Annotated in this window: 23 protein-coding genes; 5 read left to right on the top strand and 18 right to left on the bottom strand. The window is 64.4% G+C overall.

All coding sequences use genetic code 11. The features are described from left to right. Positions 1-18: 18 nt before the first annotated feature. From NYR97_RS13640 to NYR97_RS13665, 6 genes are all read right to left on the bottom strand, one after another. Positions 19-1,488: an aldehyde dehydrogenase gene (locus NYR97_RS13640; RefSeq protein WP_316693859.1), complete on the bottom strand. Its 1,470-nt coding sequence runs from the start codon at positions 1,486-1,488 to the stop codon at positions 19-21. Positions 1,489-1,570: 82 nt separating this feature from the next. After that, a complete protein-coding gene (locus NYR97_RS13645; protein ID WP_316693861.1) occupies positions 1,571-2,398 on the bottom strand; it encodes a p-hydroxycinnamoyl CoA hydratase/lyase in 828 nt (275 codons plus the stop codon). 34 nt (positions 2,399-2,432) lie between these two features. Next, a complete protein-coding gene (locus tag NYR97_RS13650; RefSeq protein ID WP_006449019.1) occupies positions 2,433-2,906 on the bottom strand; it encodes a MarR family winged helix-turn-helix transcriptional regulator in 474 nt (157 codons plus the stop codon). Positions 2,907-3,508: 602 nt separating this feature from the next. Then, the gene (locus NYR97_RS13655; RefSeq protein WP_316693864.1) at positions 3,509-3,907 is read right to left on the bottom strand and encodes an EF-hand domain-containing protein; all 399 of its coding nucleotides are present in this window, start codon (positions 3,905-3,907) and stop codon (positions 3,509-3,511) included. A gap of 144 nt (positions 3,908-4,051) precedes the next feature. Then, positions 4,052-4,774, bottom strand: a complete 723-nt coding sequence (locus NYR97_RS13660) for a hypothetical protein (protein ID WP_316693866.1) — start codon at positions 4,772-4,774, stop codon at positions 4,052-4,054. A gap of 82 nt (positions 4,775-4,856) precedes the next feature. Then, entirely contained in the window at positions 4,857-5,759 is a 903-nt protein-coding gene (locus tag NYR97_RS13665; RefSeq protein ID WP_316693868.1) for an SMP-30/gluconolactonase/LRE family protein, read from the bottom strand. 261 nt (positions 5,760-6,020) lie between these two features. Between NYR97_RS13665 and NYR97_RS13670 the strand changes: the two genes are divergently transcribed. Then, positions 6,021-7,130, top strand: coding sequence for a Gfo/Idh/MocA family protein (locus tag NYR97_RS13670; protein WP_316693871.1), 1,110 nt, complete (start codon positions 6,021-6,023; stop codon positions 7,128-7,130). 339 nt (positions 7,131-7,469) lie between these two features. Here NYR97_RS13670 and rlmM read toward each other — a convergent pair whose 3' ends face one another. The 5 genes from rlmM to NYR97_RS13695 form a co-directional block, all read right to left on the bottom strand. Then, complete coding sequence (gene rlmM / locus NYR97_RS13675) at positions 7,470-8,513, bottom strand: 23S rRNA (cytidine(2498)-2'-O)-methyltransferase RlmM (RefSeq protein WP_316693873.1); 1,044 nt, start codon at positions 8,511-8,513, stop codon at positions 7,470-7,472. 36 nt (positions 8,514-8,549) lie between these two features. Continuing rightward, the gene (locus NYR97_RS13680; RefSeq protein WP_316693875.1) at positions 8,550-9,110 is read right to left on the bottom strand and encodes a nucleoside deaminase; all 561 of its coding nucleotides are present in this window, start codon (positions 9,108-9,110) and stop codon (positions 8,550-8,552) included. After that, entirely contained in the window at positions 9,110-9,526 is a 417-nt protein-coding gene (locus tag NYR97_RS13685) for a hypothetical protein (protein WP_316693878.1), read from the bottom strand. The genes NYR97_RS13680 and NYR97_RS13685 overlap by 1 nt, the downstream gene beginning before the upstream one ends. Positions 9,527-10,011: 485 nt before the next feature. Continuing rightward, positions 10,012-10,941, bottom strand: a complete 930-nt coding sequence (locus NYR97_RS13690; protein WP_316693879.1) for a DMT family transporter — start codon at positions 10,939-10,941, stop codon at positions 10,012-10,014. Positions 10,942-11,173: 232 nt separating this feature from the next. Continuing rightward, on the bottom strand, positions 11,174-12,913 hold the full coding sequence (locus NYR97_RS13695) for a glutamine--tRNA ligase/YqeY domain fusion protein (protein WP_316693881.1): 1,740 nt from the start codon (positions 12,911-12,913) through the stop codon (positions 11,174-11,176). Positions 12,914-13,160: 247 nt separating this feature from the next. Between NYR97_RS13695 and NYR97_RS13700 the strand changes: the two genes are divergently transcribed. Together NYR97_RS13700 and NYR97_RS13705 are read left to right on the top strand one after the other, a co-directional pair. After that, positions 13,161-13,802 (top strand): glutathione S-transferase family protein, encoded by a 642-nt coding sequence (locus NYR97_RS13700; RefSeq protein ID WP_205392329.1) that lies wholly within the window; start codon positions 13,161-13,163, stop codon positions 13,800-13,802. Position 13,803: 1 nt separating this feature from the next. Beyond that, a complete protein-coding gene (locus tag NYR97_RS13705; RefSeq protein WP_006449566.1) occupies positions 13,804-14,034 on the top strand; it encodes a putative signal transducing protein in 231 nt (76 codons plus the stop codon). A gap of 334 nt (positions 14,035-14,368) precedes the next feature. Here NYR97_RS13705 and NYR97_RS13710 read toward each other — a convergent pair whose 3' ends face one another. Genes NYR97_RS13710 through NYR97_RS13720 form a run of 3 tightly spaced genes read right to left on the bottom strand, consistent with a single transcriptional unit; the run spans position 14,369 to position 17,444 of the window. Next, positions 14,369-14,833 carry a response regulator gene (locus tag NYR97_RS13710; protein WP_006452452.1) on the bottom strand — a complete coding sequence of 155 codons (465 nt, stop codon included), beginning with the start codon at positions 14,831-14,833 and terminating at the stop codon, positions 14,369-14,371. Then, positions 14,830-16,740 (bottom strand): ATP-binding protein, encoded by a 1,911-nt coding sequence (locus NYR97_RS13715; protein ID WP_316693888.1) that lies wholly within the window; start codon positions 16,738-16,740, stop codon positions 14,830-14,832. Before NYR97_RS13715 ends, NYR97_RS13710 begins: the two co-directional genes overlap by 4 nt. Further along, positions 16,737-17,444 carry a helix-turn-helix transcriptional regulator gene (locus NYR97_RS13720; protein WP_316693890.1) on the bottom strand — a complete coding sequence of 236 codons (708 nt, stop codon included), beginning with the start codon at positions 17,442-17,444 and terminating at the stop codon, positions 16,737-16,739. Before NYR97_RS13720 ends, NYR97_RS13715 begins: the two co-directional genes overlap by 4 nt. 123 nt (positions 17,445-17,567) lie before the next feature. On the opposite strand from NYR97_RS13720, the gene NYR97_RS13725 reads away from it, so the two are divergent. Both NYR97_RS13725 and msrA read left to right on the top strand, forming a co-directional pair. Next, entirely contained in the window at positions 17,568-18,083 is a 516-nt protein-coding gene (locus NYR97_RS13725; protein ID WP_104550462.1) for an SgcJ/EcaC family oxidoreductase, read from the top strand. 83 nt (positions 18,084-18,166) lie between these two features. Then, complete coding sequence (msrA, locus tag NYR97_RS13730) at positions 18,167-18,817, top strand: peptide-methionine (S)-S-oxide reductase MsrA (RefSeq protein ID WP_023902772.1); 651 nt, start codon at positions 18,167-18,169, stop codon at positions 18,815-18,817. Positions 18,818-19,079: 262 nt separating this feature from the next. Here the strand turns inward: msrA and NYR97_RS13735 are convergent, their stop codons facing one another. The 4 genes from NYR97_RS13735 to NYR97_RS13750 form a co-directional block, all read right to left on the bottom strand. Continuing rightward, on the bottom strand, positions 19,080-19,649 hold the full coding sequence (locus NYR97_RS13735; RefSeq protein ID WP_210762169.1) for a type 1 glutamine amidotransferase family protein: 570 nt from the start codon (positions 19,647-19,649) through the stop codon (positions 19,080-19,082). Between the two features lie 157 nt (positions 19,650-19,806). Then, positions 19,807-20,775 (bottom strand): transaldolase, encoded by a 969-nt coding sequence (gene tal, locus NYR97_RS13740; protein WP_316693895.1) that lies wholly within the window; start codon positions 20,773-20,775, stop codon positions 19,807-19,809. A gap of 61 nt (positions 20,776-20,836) precedes the next feature. Next, entirely contained in the window at positions 20,837-21,268 is a 432-nt protein-coding gene (gene rnk / locus NYR97_RS13745) for a nucleoside diphosphate kinase regulator (RefSeq protein ID WP_023902775.1), read from the bottom strand. A gap of 394 nt (positions 21,269-21,662) precedes the next feature. After that, complete coding sequence (locus NYR97_RS13750; RefSeq protein WP_168957007.1) at positions 21,663-22,604, bottom strand: LysR substrate-binding domain-containing protein; 942 nt, start codon at positions 22,602-22,604, stop codon at positions 21,663-21,665. Positions 22,605-22,611 lie beyond the last annotated feature (7 nt).

Here is a 22,611-nt window from a genome sequence, read left to right on the forward strand (position 1 = left end):
GTTGTGTCGATGGACGCTCTAACTGAGATAAATGGTCCTGGTTTCAAGAAATGCGTGCAGGCCTTCGATACCGCCTTCGCGGCCGATACCGGAATTTTTGAACCCACCGAATGGCATCTCGATATCCACCCACATGCCATTGATGCAATGGCTGCCGCTGCGCACACGGCGTGCGATGCGATACGCGCGCTCGGGATCTTCGCTGTAGACCGTGCCGTGCAGACCGAAGTCGCTGGCATTGACCTTGGCGATCAGGTCGGCGTCGTCGTGATAATCGATAAAGCTGACCACCGGGCCGAAGATCTCTTCGCGAGCGATGGTCATGTCCGGTGTCACCTCGGCAAATACCGTTGGCTCGATAAAGAAGCCGCGCGGCAAGTGCGCCGGACGACCGCCACCCATGACCAGGCGCGCACCCTCGGCGCTGCCTTGCGCGATGTAGGACTGCACGCGCTCGAGCTGGCGGCCAAGCGCCAACGGGCCCATGCCGGTATCGGCGGCGAACGGGTCGCCGAGCTTGAGCGCACTCAATGCCGCGCAATAGGCCTGCAGGATCTCTTCGCGCCGCTGCGCCGGCACCAGCACGCGAGTGAGCGCGAAGCACACCTGGCCGGTGATCGGCATGGAGTAGGGCACCAGGCTGGGCAGCACCTTGGCCAGATTGGCATCGTCGAGCACGATCGCTGCGGATTTGCCGCCCAGTTCCAGCCCGACCCGCGCTAACCGCTGCGCACAGGCAACGCCGATCGCTCGGCCGGCCTGGGTGGAACCGGTAAAGCTCACCTTGTCCACCTGCGGATGACCGATCAGTTGTTCGCCGACCTCGCGACCGGCCGGCAACAGATTGAACACGCCATCGGGGACACCGGCGGCGCTGATGCATTCGGCCAGGATGTAGGCATCGATCGGTGTTTCCGGGGAGGGCTTGGCCACCACCGTGCAACCGGCGGCCAATGCGGCGGCGACCTTGTAGCAGAGCAGCACCAATGGGGCGTTCCATGGCGTGATCGCTGCGACCACGCCGACCGGTTCCTGCACGACGTGCACGCGGCCACCGTTGGCGCGTGTACGCGGCTCCACGAACGGATGGGTGGCGATCAGGTCGCCGTAGTAATCGAACAGGCCGGGCGCTTGCTGCGAGGCGCGGCGGCTGAAGCCGATGGTGGCGCCGACCTGGCCGGTCCAGGCCTCAGCCAGTTCCGGCATGCGTGCACGCAGGTGTTCGGCAACGCGCTTGAGCACCATGCCACGTTCGGGCGGCGACAGTTGCGGCCAGGGGCCGGTGTCGAACGCGGCCCGCGCAGCAGCGACTGCCGCATCGGTATCGGCAGAGGAGGGTTCGGTGTAACGCAGCAGGCGCTCTTCGGTGTGCGGCGCGATCACATCGACATGGCGATCGCCGGTGCTGGCGCGCCACTGACCATCGATGAACAGACCCAACGGCCCACGCGCGGCGATCCCGCGCAGGGTTGCGGACAAGGCTTCCATACTGCCTCCTCGGTGCGAAAAACCACTGGCAGCGCCAGCGATGCGGTGCTGCACGCATCGCGTCAGACGCCGTAGGCGTTACTCAGGCGCTGTTTTTAGTGAGGTCGTATTCGCCCAGGCCGGGCTTGTAGCTCTTCTCGTCGATGAACTGACGGATGCCTTCCTTGCGGGCGTTGTTGTCGAACGAATTGGCTGCTTCCTGCATGCGCACCAGATAATCTTCGGCTTCGTCGTAGGTCATGGTGCCGACGCGACGGACCGCATCTTTTGCGTATTTCAGTGCGACCGGGTTTTTCTTGAGCAGCAGCTCGGCCACTTCGCGCGTACGCGTTTCCAACCGTTCCAGTGGCACGCTTTCGTTGACCAGGCGCCATTCGGCAGCTTTCTTGCCGTCCACCATTTCGCCGGTCAGCGTCATCCACATCGCATCGCGCATGGACAGCAATTCCACCGCGACCTTGGTGACGCCACCGCCGGGCAGGATGCCCCAGTTGATTTCCGACAGGCCGAACTGCGCCTCGTCGGCGGCAATCGCCAGATCGCAGGCGAACAGCGGGCCGAAACCGCCACCGAAGCACCAGCCGTTGACCATGGCGATGGTCGGCTTCTGGTACCAGCGTAGGCGGCGGAACCAGCCGTAGGATTCGCGCTGCGAGCGGCGTACGCCACGCAGGCCCTGGGCTTCGGTTTCGCGGAAGTATTCCTTCAGATCCATGCCGGCCGACCAGGCGGTGCCTTCGCCACCGAGCACCAGTACGCCGATGTTGTAGTCGAATTCCAGCTCGTCCAGCACATCCATCATGCGGCGATTGAGCGCCGGGCTCATCGCATTGCGCTTGTCGGGGCGTGCAAACTTCACCCAGGCAATGCGGTTTTCGATGCGGACCGATACCACGTCATGCTCGTTCAAGCGGCGTCTCCTTGGAGTCGTAATGGTGCGGGGATCAGAGTTCTTCGGTCAGCGCGGTGTCTGCCACGCCGGCCCGTTCCAGTGCGGCGCTGGCGTTCAATTTGCACAGCAGGCGCAGCAGTGTTTGTCGCTCGGAGGCCTGCAGATCGCTGCAGGTGCGCTCGACCGCGCGGGCCAGGCATGCCTGCGCCATGGCAAGCGTGCGTTCGCCCGATGGCGTGAGGTACAGGCCCTTGCTGCGCCGATCGCGACCGGCCAGACGTTCGATCAGGCCTTGCTCGGCCAGGAGGTTGGCGATCTTCATACCGGCGGCGCGATTGACCAGCAGGCGGTTACCGAGTTCGGTCTGGTCGCAGCCGGGCTGGTCGCGGATATGGATCAACGCGGTGACGCGCGCCGGGGTGAGCTGCAGCTCGGCCAGCTCCTGGCGCGCGGCATGGCTGGATGCCAATGCGGCCAGTTGCAGTTGGTAGCCAAGGTCAGCGGCAAGTGCCAGGCGAGCGGTCATCGATCCATCCAGATTGTATCCGTTAAATACAATCTAGCCGACTGAAGCGGGCGCCGCAAGAGCCAAATGCGACGACAAACTGAAGCGCGGTGCGCGATGGCGTAGCGCCGGTGTGTTGACACGTGTAGAGAAACTGATCTGCAGCTGCGGGCCCTTGCCCGCCCACCATCGCGGGACATGCTGCAGGTACGTCCATCTAGGCAAATGCGATGACAAACGAAGCGTGGTGCGCGCTCGCGTAGCCCCCGGGTGCGTTGACACGTGTAGAGCAGTCGATCTGCGGCCTGGCTGCAGGAGCCTTGCCCGCCCACCATCGCGGGACACGCCGCAAGTACGTCCTTGTAGGCTCTTACGCGGCATCCATGCCGCGTAAGGTCCAGCGATGGTGGGCGGGCAAGGACCAGTGGAGATGGTCGGTGGGCGTGGTTGCGAGCAGTGTGCGCTGTGCTTCCGTTCGATGAGGTACGGTCGATCGGCTCCTTTCGATCCGAAGAATGTCACTTCCGTGTCCGACAACGGGCCAGGCGTCAACGAAGGCGCGTGTGGCCAAACATTTGCAGCTATCGCTACGGCCTTTGGCAGGTTTTGTTGGTCGCTCTTGGTTACTGGATCAACCAGCCGGCAAGCTGTTCGCGGGTCAGGTGGCCGCTATGGCGCGTGTCTAGCGCATCGAATTCGTCGGCCAGCGCGGGGTTGGCCTGCGCTTCGGCGCGGCTGATGCTGCCGTCGCCATCGGCATCCATCGCCTGAAAGTCGATGCGGTAGCTGCCGACCACGCTGCTGGGTTGAATCGAACGCACGATCACGCTGGATTCGCCGCGCGGGCGCTCCAACTGAGTCTGGTGGGTCACGTCGCCGCTGGACAGCGGCTGGGTGCGAATGACGTTGGGAACGTCGACCAGCGGCATGCTGCTGGCGGGTGTGGGCGTCTGTTGCGCGAAAGCGTTGCTGCCTAAAAGCAGCAAGATGGTCGTTACGGCGATGCGGGTGGTGATGGTCATCAGATCCCCCTGATGTGGAACAGCCCGCAAGTCTAGAACGTGTGGCGCCCCTTGCGAGGATCTGCGTTGGTGATGAGCCATGATGCATGGCGCGTCGCCACGGTGATCGCACGCCACCGGGTGACACGCCACTGTGCGTCCTACTCAACCGGGAATGAACGGAAACACGATCTTCAACAATCCCTTCAAGCCGCCCTCGGCGGTGCTGGCCACGGCCTTGGCACCGAGACTGTTGAGTGCGCGCCGCACGTCCTCCCACCGCAGTTGCGCGATGTCCTTCTTCAACAGATCTCCCACTTCTTCAGCGGTGGGCGTGAGCTTTTGCAGTTCACGCACGGTGGCCTGCGGATCCGGCTGCAGATAGCCCCAGCGTTCGGCGATCTTCAGCAGCGTGTCGAAGCGCACCGCCACCACTTCGCGATTGCGCTCGTACACCGGCAGGGCGCCGACATCGAGAATGGCCTGCTCGAATTGCTGCGCATCATCCGGGTGTTCGATGCGCACGGCCAGAAATCCTTCCTTGCGGCTGCGTTCGCTGACGTGCTTGGCACCGGAGCGCAGATTGTCTTCGGTGAGCACATTGGCGACGATGCGCTGCATCGCCGCGTCGCCCTCTTCGGGCACCAGCGAGCGCCAACGTGCATAGCCGTCGCGACGCAAGGCCTTGACCTTGGCCGAGGTCACCCGCAGCTGCAGCGCGACCATCGCGTTGGAGCTGTTGCGCGAGATGGCGCCGTCGCGTTCGAGCAGCACGAAGATTAGCAATTCCAGATCGCGCTTGGTCAGCGACTGGAATCCCTGCAGCAGGGTCAGGCGCAGGAATTCGTTGCCGAAGGCGGCTGCGTCCTTGAGTTCGATCGGTTGCATGGGGGAGTCCTCTACAGGTGATCTGCAGGATGCCAGGACGCTGTTGCGCGACCTGAGAACCAATGCGACGCGGGCAGCAGTTTCAGCGTCCGGTTTCGCGCCCAGGGCGATCGGATCTGAACGTTTCAATTGCGCCGCGATCCTGCAAGGTGACGAACACCTGTTTGCCGTCCTTGCCGCCGAACGCGACATTGCTGGCCTTGCGGCCTTTCAGTGCGACCGTACGCAGCAACTTGCCCTGTGGCGAGACCACTGCAATCTGCCCGGCGTCGTAGCGGCCGATGTAGAGATTGCCGTCGGCATCGCAGCGCATGCCGTCCATGCCGAAGTCGGGGAATTGGATCAGCAGGCGTTTGTTGCGCAATGCGCCGTCGACGCGGTCGTACACCCACACCTTGCGCGACATGCTTTCGTTGACGTAGAGATGCTTGCCGTCGGGGCTGACGTCCAGCCCGTTGGGCGTGGTCATGCCGGCTTCCAGCAATTGCACGACGCCCTCGCGACTGATCTGCCACAGGCGCCCGCTGTTGTCCTTCCAGTTCGGGTCGCTTGCATAGAAGCTGCCGTCGGGTGCGAGTGCCAGATCATTGGGGCCATCGGCATCGGGCAGCGCGGCGAAGGTGCTCACTGCGCGCGTATGCATGTTCACGCGCAGAATCTTATGGCCGGTGTAATCGGCCACATACATCACGCCGTCGCGGAAGCGGATGCCGTTGCCGGTGCTGCCTTCGGGCAAGGTCACAAAGACCTCGGCTTTTGCGCTGCCATCGGCGTGCAAGACGATGCGTGCGATGGTGCCGTCCTTGCCCAGATTCACCGCATAGAGCGTGCCATCTGGCCCGGCTGCTGGGCCCTCGGCGTTATGCGTAAAGGCGCCATCGCCGATCAGGTCGCGTGCAACGAAGGGCGCATCGGCAGCAACCGCCAGCGAGCTGGACAACAGCAATACCAAGGGAAGGAAACGACGGCGTGCGACAGCGATCATGCGGCATGCTCCGGATGGGATCACTGGCAGTGTGCCAGAACGTGCGCCGCGACCATGGCGGTGATCACGCACGATCAAGTAAGGTGCCCGGGCAGCATTGGCCGAAGAGCGACCAGAACACCTGCGCTGACCCAACACACGGGCGCGATTGGGACTCGACGCGGCATGTCCACTGACACTCCGGTTTGAGTGCGTCGTTGCAAGCACCAGACGACCGCGCGATGGTATGTCAGCCGCTCTCATCTTGCGAAGGAGGTTTGCATGTCCGTGGAATCGATCACACGTCGCCGCTTGCTCGCTGCCTTCGGCGGTGCAGGCATTCTACTCGCCGCGCCCGGCTGGGCACTGCCGAAGAAAAAGCCTGGCAAGCCGCTGAATGTGGCGTTGGCCGGCCTGGGCAGTTATGCCAGCGAACAACTCGCGCCGGGCCTGGCCCTGACCAAACATTGCAAGCTGGTGGGCATCGTCACCGGCACACCCGCGAAGATTCCTCAGTGGCAGGCCAAGTACGGCATCGCCGATCGCAACGTCTACAACTACGAGAACTTCGATCGCATCGCCGACAACGACGACATCGACGTGGTGTACATCGTCACGCCAACCCATCTGCATGCGCCGCTGACCTTGCGCGCCGCGGCGGCCGGCAAGCATGTGTGGTGCGAAAAGCCGATGGCGATGCATGCCGGCGAATGCGAGGCGATGATCAAGGCCTGCAAGCGCAACAAGGTGGCGCTGACGATCGGCTACCGCATGCAGCACGAGCCCAATACGCGTCGTTTGATTGCGATGGCTGGCGAAAAGCCGTTCGGCGCGATGCAGCGTTTGCGTGCCGAGGCCGGTTACAACGGTTATCACGATGCGACCAAGGCCGATCGTCCATGGCGGTTGCGTTCGCAATTCGGTGGCGGTGCGATGTACGACATGGGCGTGTATCCGCTCAATGCCGCGCGCTACACGGTGGGCACCGAGCCACTGGCGGTGACGGCCAAGCGCTGGACCGATCGTCCCGACCTGTTCGATGAGGTCGACGAGCATATGGACTTCACCCTGGAATTCCCCAACGCGGTACGTGCCGAGTGCAAGACCAGTTTCGGCAAAAACATGAATGTGCTGCGTGCCGAGTGCGAGCGCGGCTGGTACGAGCTGTCGCCGTTCCAGAGCTACCAGGGCGTGACCGGCAAGGCCAGCGACGGACGCGTGTTCGACGCCAAGGTGCCGCATCAGCAGGCACTGCAGATGGACGAGGACGCGTTGGCGATCATCAACGGCACCCCGCTGCGTGCGCCCGGTGAAGAAGGCCTGCGCGACATCCGCATCGTCGATGCGATCTACCGCTCGGCCCGCGAGGGCAGCAAGCGGATCGTGTTGTGAGCTTGCCTGGCTGCGTCGATCGATGCGGCGGGCAGGGCCTGATCTGAGAGAGCAGGCTGGCTCAAGCCAGCTTGCCGCCATCAAGAGCTAAAAAGGCCTTCGCGTACGAGGAGGCCTTTCAATCCGACCGTAGAGCACATGCCGTGCCACCGCGCGGGACCGGCCGCTGCTGCGAACCACGCGCCGACTCAGGTGCTCTGCATGGCCGCCCTGGAGTGGTGTCATGCACATCAGCACGCTGCCACTGGCCAGCACCCACAGCAATTCTGCCGCCAATCACCCGCTTTTACGAATCCCGAATCCCGGCTCTTACGATTACCCAATCCTGATTCCCGACCCTCAGTCCCGCATCGCCAACACCGTGATCTCTTCGCGATCGTGATACAGCTGCTTGGCGCGCACGATCAGCGATTTCTCGGATTGCTGCTCGAACAGGTCCAGGCACAGGCGGGTTTCGTCCCAGCGCTTTTTCATCGGCAGCTTGAGGTTGAAGATGGTGTTGCGGCACCAGCCTTCGCGGATCCAGGTGGCCATGCGTTCTGCGACGTGACGCGGTTGCTCGACCATGTCGCAGACCATCCAGTCCAGCGGCTGCGCAGGCTTCCAATGAAACCCGTCGGCGCGCAGATGCTCGACCAGACCCGTTTCAAGGACATGCTCGCGTAACGGGCCGTTGTCGACGCTGGTGACATGCACGTGCTGGCGGGTGAGCACCCAGGTCCAGCCGCCCGGCGCCGCGCCCAGATCGGCCGCGCGCATGCCTGGCTTGACCAGCGCTTCGCGTTCTTCGGGCGTGAGCAGGGTGAGCAGTGCTTCGTCGAGTTTGAGCGCCGAGCGCGATGGCGCCTCCGGCAACAGCTTCAAGCGTGGAATGCCCAGAAGCCACGGCGCGCTGTCGGCGCTGTCGGCCACTGCCAGCAAGGCGTGGTCGCCATCGAGAAAGCAGATGTGCAGGCGTGCCTGGCGCGGCTGCGGTTTGTCGGTGAGCAGGCCGGCCTTGCGCAAGGCCGGACGCAGCGCATTGCCGAAGCTGCGTGCCAGTCCTGCCAGCGGCTTGCCCGCGTCCGAATCCGGATGCTCCACCCACAGATCACCGAACCGTTGTTGCCCTTCCAGAGCGGCAAGAATCGGCGTGATGCGGTCCTTGGGGTCGATGCCTTTCAGCTCGGCAATGACTATCAGCTTCTGGCGCGCGAAGATCAGCTCGCGCCAGTGCAACTTAGTGGCCAGTTGTGCGGCTTCGTCGCAGACAAACAGCACATAGCCATCGTTGCGCTGGGTACGCGCATAGCCGGCGATGCCGACGAAGGCGGCGCGTGCGCTCAACTCGGCAGCCAGCTCCGGCTCGAAGCCCTGGCGGCAATAACACAGCAGTCCGCTCATCGCAGTGCCTGGCGTGCGCGATCGCTGCGTGGCAGATCAATAATGGTCACCGCCGCCCTCGCCATAGTTGCGTAGCACGGCGCAGGCCTGCTCGCGATGCACGTCGCGCATCACCTCGATGCCGCGGCGGGTGAGCTCGCCCACCCAATCGGCAGGCAGCGGGCCTTCGTCGAATTCGGTCAGTGCCATCACGTCTTCGGCGCGTGCGCCGATCAGCAGCCGGTCGATACCGGCCCACACGGTGGCGCCGTAGCACTGGCAGCACGGCTGCGCGGAGGTGGCCAGCGTCACCGGCGAGAGCGCATCGTTCAGGCGCGGCGTCCGCAGGCGCTGCTGGGCGAGCATGTAGGCCATGTTTTCGGCATGCGCCAGCGAAGTGGTCTGCGGCACCACGCGGTTCACTGCCGCGGCGATGATGTGGTGATCCGGGCCGAACACGACCGCACCGAACGGGCCGCCGCTGCGCTCTTGCACATTCATCCGCGACAGGTCGATTGCCAGCGCCACCTTGTCCTCGTCGCTGGGATAGGCACGGCTGTCGTCGACATGCGCGTGGATCCAGTCGGGCAGCGTGAGGTGGACTTGCGCGTAAAGCATCAGTGGACCATTTCTGTAGAGGGGGGAGCGGGGCGCAGTGTATCGGCCTGGGCCTCTTTTGCGGCACATTGCCCGGCTACGCACTGGCAGGCGCTGATCTCGCGGAAGCCGCACACGCTCATCATGCCGCTGGCCTGGCACTGTGCCTGCACGCCCTTGGGGTCGGTGGCACTGTTGACGTTGACGCAGGCCGGAAACGCGCCGCAGCAGTTGCCGACATTCTTCACCGTGCAATCGGCATCGCTGCGGCAGGTGGTCGTCACGGTGATCGGCTTGCCGCTTGCCGGACTGGTTGCCGAGCCGGTCGCTGGAGGCGGCGTGGCCGTATCGGCCGGCGGTGCGGCCACGCAGCCGACCGACACCAGACAGGCCAGCAACAACATCGAGCTCAGACACCGGGACAAAAGACGGGACATGCGGCCGCTCCGATCAGGACAGGTGCGGCCATGGTAAGCCCCGGATGTGTGGAATGTGGCGAGCGCTGGATCACCTGCGGAAAATCCGGGGGATTCAGGTCCTGCACGCGTTGCGGCTGATGGCGCTGGGCAGGGCCCGGGTGTGCCGATCCCCGCTGTCACTGCGTTGCAGTCAGCGGTGTCTGCGTAGCGCCACGTTGCAGCGCGTGGCAAGGTCCAGCTGCTGCAGGCTTTCATCGCGGCGATCGGTGGGCAAGTCGTCAACGTGCGGACCCGGAAGCAGCGTGCAGAACGCTTCGGCCGGGGTCACCGCGTTTGAGCTCGGTGGCTGCGGCGAGCAGGCCGCCAGACCGATCGACAGCGAAACCACCGCGCTGCGCAGCGTGTGTGCAGGAGGGTGTGAACGTGGTTGTGGCAGGCACATGGCGGCTTTCCTAAACGACACTGCCCGCAATCTAGGCGGATGCGCGGGTCAGGCGTCGCCGTCATTTCGCTTCCGCATGCAGCGCTGCGCACCACAACACGCCGACCAATAAACAGGCAATAGCAGCCAGCTCCAGTAGCGTGGGCAGGCGCATTTCCCAGGCAAAGCCGTACAGCAGCGCAAAGATCGTTTCGAACACGATCATCTGGCCGACCAGGGTCAGTGGCAACACGCGGCTGGCCCGGTTCCACAATGCGTTGCCGATCACCGAGGCCAGGATGCCCAGCAATAGCGAAATGCCCCAAAAACTCGCCCATTCGATCGGCGCGTGCGTCGCGCTGCCGATCAGCGTGGCCGGTGCCAGCACCAGCGCCAGTGCACCGGTGACCACGCCCGTCAGCAGCGACCAGTCGCCGCCGGACAGGTCCGGGCGTCGCCGCAGCCAGCGCGCATTGACGATCGAATAGGCCGACCACGATGCCAACGCACCGAATGCGCACAGCAGGCCGGCGATGCGCGTGGCGCGATCGCTGGCCTGCTGGCCGGAATCGTGTTGCAAGGTGTCCAGTGCTACCAGCGCCACGCCAATGACGCACAACAGGCACGGCGCAGCCAGGCGCCGCAATTGCACTGCGCCGGCGGCCCGCGTGCCGATCACGGTGACCACCACCGGCAACAGGCCGATGATCAGCGCGGTGGCCGCACTGCCGGCCCATTGCACTGCGCTGCCGAGCAGCACGTAATAAATCAGATTGCCCAACAAGCTCAGACGCACCAGCGCCCACCATTCGGCACGCCCCATCCGCGCAGCGGTCTGGCGCGCGCGCGGCGCCAGCACCAAGGCCGCCACCGCTCCGTACGACAGATAGCGTGCCACGGCCAGTTGCAACGGCGTAAACGCCGCCAGCAATTGCGGCGCCAGGAATACCAATCCCCACAACGCGCCTGCACCGATCCCGCAGGCGACACCCACCATCAAGCGCTCACGCATCGTGCTGCTCCTTTATGCCGTGCAGCATGCAATGAAGTGCAGTACGCAGGCTCCATTGCGCTTGTTCAATTGTTCATTAGCTCAGAAGACAACGCTCTGAGGTGGCGTCACGCGGGCAGGGTGCGTGACGCGCGTGGCAGCATCAGTGCGCCGCTAACCGGATGCCACGCGCCGCCCGCGGCTGTCACTACCGCAGCCGCACCGGATGGCTGCCATCCGGTGCGGAGTTGACTCACTTGGCCCAGGTGTCGCGCAGGGTCACGCTGCGATTGAACACCGGCGTGGCCACGCTGTGGTCGCGGCGATCGGCCACGAAGTAGCCGGTACGCTCGAACTGGAACGACTGCTCGGGCGCAGCGTGCGCGGCGCTCGGCTCCACATAGCCACGCACGCTGCGCTTGGACTCGGGGTTGAGATAGTCGCGGTAGGTCTTGCCCTCGGATTCGTCGTCGGGCTTTTCGACCGAGAACAGACGGTCGTACAGACGGATTTCCGCTTCCACCGCATGCGCGGCGCTGACCCAATGGATGGTGCCCTTGATCTTGCGGTTGGCGCCTTCCATGCCCGGACGCGATTCCGGATCCAGCCAGCCGCGCAGCTCGACGATCTCGCCCGCGGCGTTCTTGATCACCTCGTCCACGCGCGCAATGCCGGCGCCGCGCAGGCGGATCTCGCCACCGGGCACCAGGCGCTTCCAGCCCTTGGGCGGGACTTCGGCAAAATCCTCGCGCTCGATCCAGAGCTCACGCGAGAACGGCACCTCACGCGTGCCGAAGCTCTCGTCCTTGGGGTGATTGGAAAAAGTCAGCGTCTCGGTGTGGCCTTCCGGCAGATTGGTCAGCACCAGCTTGAGCGGGTCGACCACCGCCATGCGGCGCGCCGCGGCCGTGTCCAGATCCTCGCGCAGGCAGCCTTCCAGTACCGAGAAATCGATCAGCGAATTCTGCTTGCTGATGCCGACCCGATCCACGAACAGGCGCATCGCCGCCGGCGTGTAGCCGCGCCGCCGCAGGCCTTGCAGCGTGTACATGCGCGGGTCGTCCCAGCCGTCCACCAGCTGTTCTTCCACCAGCGCGGTGAGTTTGCGTTTGCTCATCACCGTGTAGTTGATGTTCAGGCGCGAGAACTCGATCTGGCGCGGCTTGGCTGCCTCGCGTGGCAGGCCCTTGTCCAGCAGCGGCTGCAGCAACTCCGGATGCGCGGCCAGATCCACCTTGTCAACGCACCAGTCGTACAGCGGGCGGTGGTCTTCGAATTCCAGCGTGCACAGCGAATGGGTGATGCCTTCCACCGCATCGCCCAGCGAATGCGCGAAGTCGTACATCGGGTAGATCGGCCATGCATTGCCGGTGTTCTGGTGCTCGACGTGCTTGATGCGGTACAACGCCGGATCGCGCAGGTTGATGTTGCCGCTGCCCATGTCGATCCTGGCGCGCAGCGTGCGCGCGCCATCGGGGAATTCGCCGGCGCGCATGCGCCGGAACAGTTCCAGGTTCTCCTCGACGCTGCGCTCGCGGAACGGCGAATTGCGGCCGGGCTCGGTCAGCGTGCCGCGGTATTCGCGCACCTGTTCGGCAGACAGATCGCAGACGAAGGCATGGCCGTCGCGGATCAGTTTTTCCGCAGCCAGGTAATACACCTCGAAATAGTCGGAGGCGTGGCGCAGCTGCGCCCATTCGAAGCCCAGCCAACGCACGTCGTCCTGGATGGCGACCACGAACTCGGGGTCTTCCTTGGCCGGGTTGGTGTCGTCCAGGCGCAGATTGCACAGCCCGCCGAACTCGGCCGCCAGGCCGAAATCCAGGCAGATCGCCTTGGCGTGGCCGATATGCAGGTAGCCGTTGGGCTCGGGCGGGAAGCGGGTGCGGATGACCGTGTGCTTGCCGCTGGCCAGATCCTCGCGGACGATCTGGCGGATGAAGTCTTTCTTCTCCGCCGGGGCGGTGGCGTCGGTGGCTAGGGTCTCGGACATGCGCGCATCAGCAATAGGTAAACCGCAAGTTTAGGCGGTGGCACCGGGTTAGGGGTAGGACGCGTGTCGGTAGCCGGGAAGTTGGCGGCGATCGCGCGCCTTCGCTAACTGCGGGCAAGCACCGGGCTGGCAAGGTCTCCGCGTGGTCGACCCCAGGCAGGACCAGTTGCATCGGCGAGCGATAACCAGGCTGGCCGTCATCGCCGCCGACGCGTACGCTGCGCCGATCCTTCGGAGTGCCCCACGCATGTCATTGCCCCGCCTGGTGATCGGCGACAAGAGCCTGTCCTCCTGGTCGCTGCGCCCGTGGCTGCTGCTGCGGCACTTCCAGGTGCCGTTCGAGGAAATCGCGCTGCGGCTGGATACGCCCGAGTTCCAGGCCCGCATCGCCGGCTATTCGCCGACCCGGCAGGTGCCGGTGTTGTGGGACGACACCCTGCATGTCTGGGATTCGCTGGCGATCTGCGAATACGTCAACGAGCGCTGGCTCGCTGGGCGCGGCTGGCCGGCCGACCTGGCCGTGCGGGCGCAGGCGCGCGCCGCCGCCGCGGAAATGCATTCAGGCTTCGCCGCCCTGCGTACCCAACTGCCGATGAATCTGGCCCGCGCGCCCGGCCCCGCGCACTGGGACGCGGCCGCCGAGCGTGACATCACCCGCATCCAGGCGTTGTGGGCCAGCCTGCGCGCCGACCACGGCCATGCCGGGCAGTTCTTGTGTGGTGAGTTCGGCATCGTCGATGCGATGTTCGCCCCGGTCGCACTGCGCTTTGCCAGCTACGGCGTAGCGCTGTTCGAAGCCGCTGGCGACTATCTGGCCGCACTCGATGCCTTGCCGGCACTGCGCGAGTGGAAGCAGGGCGCCGAGCGCGAACGTCTGGGGCGTGGCTGACATGCAGATCGCGTATCGCGCCAGCCACATCATCGACGCGCATCTGGCCAAGCACGCGCTGGAAGACGCGGGCATCACCGCGTTTGTGTTCGGCGAGTCGCTATTGGGCGGCGCCGGCGAACTACCCGCATTCGGCGTGCTGCAGGTCTGCGTGGCCGACCTTCATCTGAGTCAGGCGCAGGCGGTGCTGGCTCAGATCGGGTTGTGCGGCGAGGTCACGCGGGCGGTGTAAGGTTTAGCCGCTCAAGCGCGTTGGTCGAGGGCGCGGTGCCCTCGCCGCTAGCGGGACACGCCGCAAGTACGTCCATGTAGGCTCGGTGGCGGCATCCATGCCGCCACACGGTCCCGCAAGCGGCAAGGACACCACGCCAGAAAGTGAGTCGGTTGCTTTGTTAAAAACCACACACACCGATTATCTCGACTGGTCCTTGCCCGCTCACCGTCGCGGGACCTTACGCGGCATGGATGCCGCGTAAGAGCCTACAAGGATGTACTTGCGGCGTGTCCCGCGATGGTGGGCGGGCAAGGGCCCTGCAGCCAAGCCGCAGATCATCCGCCCTAAAAACTTAACTCTGCTGACGCCACCCCGGCGGCGCCGCATCCGGCGCGGCGAGAGCACGCAGACGCTTGAACAGCACCGTAGTTTCGGCCACGTTCCAGACCCGCAGCGCGACCTCGAAGGTGTCCAGGGGCTTGGTCAAAAAATCCTTCGCGCCTAGGCCTAACGCACGGTGGCGCGCGCTGCGGCTGGGGTCGGCGGTGAGCACGATCACCGGCAAAAAGTGCCCGGGATCGGACAGCCGTGCCAGTTGTTCCAGCAGTGCATAGCCGTCCAGCTCGGGCATTTTCAGATCCAGCAAAATCAGGTCCGGCGCGAATGCAGACACCAGCCCCATCACCCGCAATGGGTCGGTGGTGGCGATCACCTGCTGAAAGCCTTCGCGCTGCAGCAGGTCTTCGAGCAACCGCACATTGGCCGGCTCGTCGTCGACGATGAGGATGCGGGAACCCAGGATTTCGTCGCGTGTCATGCCAGCAGCCCGTCGATCACAGTGAAGAATTCCGCCACATCGAGCGGTTTGGTCAGATACGCGCGTACGCCCTGATTGCCCACACGTGCCAACGTGGCAGTCGTGGCATCGGCGCTGATCACCACCACCGGCACCTCCGCAGTGGTCGGCTGGCTTTGCAACTCGCGCAACAATTCTTCGCCGTTGCCGTCGCTCAAATGCAGATCCAGCAGGATCAGATCCGGCAGGCCGTGCTGCAGCAGCTCGCGCGCCTGCGCCAGGCTGGCCGCTTCGAGCAGTTGCCATTGCGGGCGACGCTCGCTGAGGGTGCGGATCAAGGCCTGGTTGGAGGGGTTGTCTTCGATGCTCAGCAACCGGCACACACCGCTGCCGACGCTGCTCGGCGGCGCGATGGTGCGCGCCGGCTTGCCACGTTGCGGGTCACCCTGCGGTAGCGCGATCCAGAAGCGCGCGCCATCGCGGCTGCTGTCCACACCGATGCGCCCGCCCATTGCCTCGATCAGGCGCTTGCTCAACGCCAGGCCCAGGCCGGTGCCTTCCACCGCCGAACGCTCCGCACCCAACCGCTCGAACGGTGTGAACAGGCGTTCGATCTGCGCCGGTGTCAGCCCCGCGCCCTGGTCGGCGACCGTGATCCGCACCTGCTCGTCATCCGGCTGCGCGCTCACCTGCACCTGGCCGCCGGTGCGATTGAACTTGACCGCGTTCGACAGCAGATTGAGCAGCACCTGACGCAGCCGCTGCGCATCGGCGCGCACTGTCCACGGCCCGTCGATGGCGGCCGGTTGCAGCGCGATGCCGTACCTGTCCGCGTCCGGGGCGATCAGGCCCAAGGCTTCGTGCACGGCGGCACGCACCGAGATCGGTTCCGGGCTCAGATCCAGCTGATCGGCTTCGATACGCGCGATATCCAGCAGCTCGGTGATCAGTCCCAGCAGATGCCGGCCGGCACCGAGAATGTGCTGCAGATGGCGTCGGTGCGCAGGTTCGGGCAGATCCATTTCCAGCACCTGCGCGTAGCCCAGAATCGCATTGAGCGGCGTGCGCAATTCGTGGCTGCTGCGCGAGAGGAATTCGGTTTTTGCGCGGTTGGCGGTTTCCGCCTCGCGACGTGCCAGTTGGGCTTCGGCCGCGCGCGCGGCGAGCAGTTCGCTGGCCTGCGCCAGGCGCTGACCGACCTGGCCCAGTTCATCGCCTGCACGCGGCTGCGGTGCCAGCGGCAAGCCTTCGCCCAGCCGATCCGCATTGGCCGCCAACGTGCGCAGGCGCCCGGACAACGCCGAGGCGAACCACGCCACCGCAAATACCGCACCCAGGCCACCGAGCATCGCCGCGCTCAAGGTGATGATGAGATTGCGCTGGCGCAGCCCCTGCGCCTTGGCGGTGCGTACCTGCAACTGCGCGGTTTCGTAGTTGCGCAATTCACGCAATTCGGCGCGCAGGATGTCGAGTTTGTACTTGCCGTCCCACAGCTGGCGGATCTCTTCTTCGCGGCTCAGATCCGGTGCCAGCAAACGGCGCCAGCCCTGCATTTTTTCGGCAAATAACGGTTTGATACGCGCAAACCGCTGCGCTTGCCCGGGGTCGGTGATGCGTTGCGACAGCCGCTCTGCCACGCGTTGCAGACGCGGTTCGGCATCGCGATACGGGGTGAGGAATTCATCGCGGCGCACCAGGCGATAACCGCGCACGCCGGCTGCGGTTTCTGCCAAGAGTGCGTGCGCTTCGTATAGATCGCTCAGCACTTCCAGCGTCTGCCGCACATCGTTTTCGGCGGCGATGTTCTGCCGTTCCACGCTGTAGATCGCCATCAGTGCAACCGCCAGCAGGAGCAGCGGCAAGGTCACCACCGCCAGGCTCTTGCGGGTGATCGGCCAATCGTTCCAACGCACCGCCAAAGCATTCATAGCGCGAGTCCGGCATGGACCGCGTACACTGCGGCCTGGGTGCGATCTTTTACCTCAAGTTTCTGCAGGATTCGCTCCACATGCACTTTTACCGTGCCGGGAGAAATCCCCAGTTCAGCTGCGAGCGTGGCGTTGGTGAGCCCGCGCGGGAGCAGCGAGAGCACCTGTTTCTCGCGTTTGCTCAGCGCGCTGAGGCGATCGTCCTGCACTGGTTTGCGCCGGCGCGTGGCGAGCGGTTTGGCCGGTTCGGCCACCATTGCCGGCAACAATAGCGCGAACGCTTGCAGCGCCTGTACATCGTCGCTGCCGGGTGCGGGGCGGCTGTCGTTCCAGGCCACGCACAGCATGCCGTGGGTGCTGCCCAGCGCATGGATCGGGACCTTGGCTTCGCGCATATCGGCCGGGCGCGGTGGCATCAACCAGGCCGCTTCATGGCTGTCGCCGGCAGCGCTGGCGCCGGGCGGCAGTGCGCGGCCGCGGCTGGCGAGCACCTGCGCACGCGGACCGCGTTGCGCCAGCACCGCGCCGTGTTCCAGGCCCAGCAACAGCAACACGCGTCCCAGCACCGCATCGCAGGCCTGCTCCGGGGTCTGTGCCTGCCGCAGCGCCACAGCGGTCTCCCAGAGCGCTTGCCAACGTGCGCTGTCGGAGGCGTCGCGCCGTAGCGCAAGGCGCCAATCGCCAGCATTGGTGGGGGTTTCCATGTCTTGCCTCTAGGCCGATCAGCATATTTGAGTATATGCCACTCGGCAGAATTTTCGAGGCCGGGCGATTTCGATACTGAGCCTGCCCGATGAGGCACCCCCATCAACTACACGGAGATTCCCATGCGTCGCACCTTTATCTCTCTGGTTCTGGCTCTGGCTGCCACCCCGGCGCTGGCTGGCGGCGTGATGCACTACACCGACAAGGCCAAGCTGCCTGCCGATGGCGAAGAGCGCGAAGTGGCGGCGTTGTTCGACACCTGGAACGCGGCGCTGGCCACCGGCAACCCGCACAAGGTTGCCGACCTGTACGCACCGGACGGCGTGCTGCTGCCGACCGTCTCCAATGAAGTGCGCGCCTCGCGGGCGCAGATCGAAAAGTACTTCGAGATGTTCCTGACCAAGAAGCCGCAGGGCGTCGTCAACTACCGCACCGTGCGCGTACTCGATGAAGACAGCGCGGTGGACGCCGGTGTCTATACCTTCACGCTGACCGACAAGGACGGCAAGAAGAGCAAGGTGCAGGCGCGCTACACCTTCGTGTACGAAAAGCGCGACGACAAGTGGCTGATCATCAACCACCACAGCTCGGCGATGCCGGAAGTGGACACCGCCACTGCCTCGTTGACCAAGAAGTAATGCCGTATTGGCCGTAGCGGCTTGAAAGCCGCTACGGCCGGCGCCATCCAGCAGGCAACCCTTACATACGCGGGAGTTGCACCATGCTGGGAATCGGCGCCTTCAAGCAACGCATGCCACGTCCAGGCGAAGCACTACCGGGACGCGAGCAAGCGCTGCCGCTGCACAACACGCACCTGATCAACGGCCATCCGTTGCGCGGGGAGTTCACCGGCCTGGCCCAGGTGCAATTCGGGCTTGGCTGCTTCTGGGGCGCAGAACGCAAGTTCTGGAACGTGCCAGGGGTGTACAGCACGGCAGTGGGTTACGCCGGTGGCGAAACGCCCAACGCCACTTACGGCGAAGTGTGTTCCGGGCAGACCGGCCACACCGAAGCGGTGCTGGTGGTCTATGACGCACAGGCGGTGTCGTTTGCGCAATTGCTGCGCACCTTCTGGGAAAGCCACGACCCCACCCAGGGCATGCAGCAAGGCAATGACGTCGGCACGCAATACCGCTCGGCGATCTATTGCACGACACAGCAGCAATACGACGCTGCGCTGGCCAGCCGCGATGCGTACCAGCAACAACTGGACGCAGCCGGGTATGGCGCGATCACCACGGAGATCCGTTTCCCGGCACCCACGTTCTATTACGCCGAAGACGATCACCAGCAATATCTCGCCAAGCATCCCAATGGTTATTGCGGGCTTGGCGGAACGGGAGTGAGCTGCCCGATCGGGCTGGATGCCTGACGGAAAGGCGGGTCGGATTGAGCGCTGTCATCCATTGTGGTGACGTGCCGATGGCCAACAGTGACCGGCAGCGTTATCACGATCAGGCAGCGCATGGGAGTGCATGCCAGGCAACTTGAATGGCTACGTTGGAGACAACGTGGCCATCTTTTTTGCGGCGGTCGCAAGGCGATATGCCTGCGACGCGGCGGCGGAGCAGCGATGCAATGCGTGCAGCCAATCAGCTGTGCCGGTTCGGATCCGCCGGCTCACATCTTCCAGGTCAGACGAACTCACCGGCGAACATGCCGCGCAATTGCGCGAGCATATCGGTGCGTTCCGGATGCAGCAGTCGCATGCAGGCCAGCGCGAAACCGACCGGGCTGGTGCCGGGCGCGGTGATCACACCGTCGGCAGCGACGACTTTTTCGTGGCGATAGTGTGCAGCGCCTGCATATGGCACCACGTGTTCCTGCAGGAAGGCCAGCGCGTTGCTGGTATGCGCGCGGTCGTCGAGCAAACCGGCATAGGCCAATGCGATGGTGGCGCCGCAGATTGCAGCGATCGGGCGCTGCTGTTGCACGCGTTCCACCAACAGGCCGCTCAATCCGGGAATCTCGCCGGCCTGCCAGCGTTCGCTGCCGGGCAGTATCCAGAGATCGGCCTCCAGCGGTGCCAGATCGGAAAGCGCGAAGTCCGGTGTGATGCGCAAGCCGCCAATCGACTGCACCGGCTGGCCGTCGATACTGGCGATGGCAACCTGATCGCCGAACCATTCGCGCGCTGCGGGCAACACCACGCCGATTTCCCAATCGGCCACGCCATCGACCATTACCACTGCAATGTTTGCCATTGTCCGCTGTGCCCGTTGAGGAAACTGGATTCTAGGCAGTGCGCGCGCGGCGGTTGTAAGCGTTATGTGGAGGACGGCGCTGAACGCAATGCCAGAAACGACAACGCCCGCAGCCAGAAAGCTGCAGGCTTTGTCGTCATGCGCTGAAGTGCTGCGATCAACCGGCGAGCTTGTCGGCGATGGTCTTGCGTAGTGCCTGCAGATCCTTGGCGAAGGTGTCGATGCCGCTGGCCAGCTTGTCGGTGGCCATCGGGTCGGCGGCCAGATCGGTGGCGAAGCTGTCGCTGTCGATCGGGGTGATCTGTGCGTTGTCCGCTTGCGCAGGCGAGAGCTTGCGCGGCAACTCGCCGTGTTCGGCGTCGAGCTTTTCCAACAGCTCCGGCGAGATGGTCAAACGATCGCAACCGGCCAGCGCTTCGATCTGCGCGGTGGAGCGGAACGAAGCGCCCATCACCACCGTGGACGAGCCACGCTGTTTGAATTCGTTGTACACCGTGCGCACGAACACCACGCCCGGATCTTCGTCGATGCTGGCCGGGGTCTGCCCCTGGGCGACGTAGTAATCCAGGATGCGGCCAACGAACGGGGAGATCAGGAACACGCCGGCCTCTGCGCAGGCAAGCGCCTGCGAGCGGTTGAAGATCAGCGTGAGGTTGCAGTCGATGCCTTCCAGCTGCAGCTGGCGCGCCGCTTCGATGCCTTCCCAGGTCGCTGCGATCTTGATCAGGATCTTGTCCTTGGACACGCCGCGCTCGGCATACATCGCGATGAACTTGCGCGCCTTGGCGATGGTGGCTTGGGTGTCGTGCGCCAGGTCGGCATCGACCTCGGTGGAGACGCGCCCTGGCACCAATTCGGACAGCTTGGTGCCCACGCCGATGGTGAGACGGTCGGCGACTTCGTTGACGGTGGCCGTGCGATCGTCGCCGCCGTGTTCGCGGCCCCAGGCCAGTTCCTGCTCGATCAACTCCGCATAGACCGGCAGGTCCAGCGCTTTCTTGACCAGCGTGGGATTGGTGGTGCAGTCGACCGGCTTCAGGCGCTTGATGGCGTCGTAGTCGCCGGTATCGGCAACGACGACAGACAGCTCACGCAGTTGAGCAAGCTTGGAGGGGGATGCAGTCATGCGGGTTCTCTCGAATCGTGGACGGGTCGTGGATAGGACGCAGCGCGTTACGTTAGCGCGCTCAGCGTTGTAAGTCGTCGGCCAATGCATGTTGGTCGTGCACGGCAGTCACACGCAGGCGCAGGTCGCGCCCGTCGGGCGTGCGCCAGTCGATGCTCTGGCCGACCGACAGGCCCAGCAGCGCACTGCCAACCGGCGCGAGCACCGAAATGCGGCCGTGCTGTACATCGGCCTCGTGCGGATACACCAGGGTGAGCGTATGTCGTTCGCCATGGAGCTCATCTTCGCAGTCGATGCGGGAGTACATGGTGACGACATCGCCGGGAATCTGATCGGCTGGCACAACGCGTGCGCGGCCCAGTTCGTCGCTCAGCGCAGTGGCGGCGGGATGCTTGTTGAACGCGGGCGAATCGAGCAATGCCTCGAGACGGGCGAGGTCATGGCTGGAAACAAGAATGGACGGCGGCAAGCCGCTGTGGTGTTGCGAAGGCATGGCAATCTCCTGACGACGACTCGCCAACACGGTGAGCGTCATTCACAAGATGAGGGCGCGGTTGGTCGATCGCAATGCGCGGCCAGGTAGCGCAAGGCATCGTGCTTGCTGAGTGAGGCAGACGCGGTTTTGCGGGTTGCCGACATTGGCCAAAGGGTCAGGCAAGCGCGCCGATGCGTCAGCCCGTGGTCGCAAGCAACCGGGTTGGAGTCTGCCGCATGCCAATGACGCAGAGGCCGCCGCGTGTTTTCGGATGCCTCGCGCAGTAATCAAAAGCTAAGCAAAAACGACGCTCGCGCGTCGCTTATGTCCGGTGGCAGGTGAGAAAGCATCGCGCGAAGCGACCGCAGCCGTGAAACAATTTCCCGAATCCCGACTCCCGACTCCCGAATCCTCAGGCAGCGACCGCCTTGGGGCCGCTGGTCGGCTGGTCCAGGGTGAACAGGCTTTCAGGCAATTCCTTGAACAACTGCGACAGCTGCTCCAGAAATGCGGTCATCGCCGAGCTGCGGCGCCAGACCATTGCGATACGCCGGCTGGGCTGCTTGTCTTCGCGGAAGCGGATCAGGCGGATGTTTTCCGAACGTGCCACCGGAGGTTTGACTGCCAGCAGTGGCAACAAGGTGACGCCCACATTGGCGGCCACCATCTGGCGCAGGGTTTCCAGGCTGGTGGCCTGGAACTCGGATTTTTCCAGCGCGCCGGCAAGATGGCACACGTCCAGGGCCTGTTCGCGCAGGCAATGGCCATCTTCCAGCAACAACAGGCGCTGCTCGGACAAGTCGTCCAGCGTCATGCTGTCGTGACGCGTCAGCGGATGGCCTTCCGGCACCGCCAGCACGAAGGGTTCTTCGAACAGGAATTCTGCGTGCAGCTGATCGTCCTGCACTGGCAGTGCGAGTAGCGCGGCATCCAGACGCCCTTCGCGCAACTGATGGATGAGCTGGTCGCTTTTTTCTTCGATCAGCAGCAGTTCCAGGCGTGGGAAACGCTGGCGAATGCCCGGAACCACATGCGGCAACAGATACGGTGCAAGCGTGGGAAAAATGCCCAGCCGCACGGTACCCGCTTCCGGGTCCTGACTACGTCGTGCGGCCTCTTTCATCTGTTCCACTTCGGCCACGATGCTGCGTGCGCGCACCGCTGCTTCGCGGCCGGCAGGCGTCAACATCACCTTCCGCGGCGCGCGCTCCACCAACGAGACGCCGAGTTCGTCTTCGAGTTTCTTGATCTGGGTGGACAGGGTTGGCTGACTGACGAAACACGCCGTTGCAGCACGACCAAAATGCTTGTGGTCGGCCAGGGCTACCAGATACTTCAAGTCACGCAGATTCATTTGCAGC

The sequence above is a fragment of the Xanthomonas hydrangeae genome (genome assembly GCF_032697525.1).
GTDB classification, from domain to species: Bacteria; Pseudomonadota; Gammaproteobacteria; order Xanthomonadales; family Xanthomonadaceae; genus Xanthomonas; species Xanthomonas hydrangeae.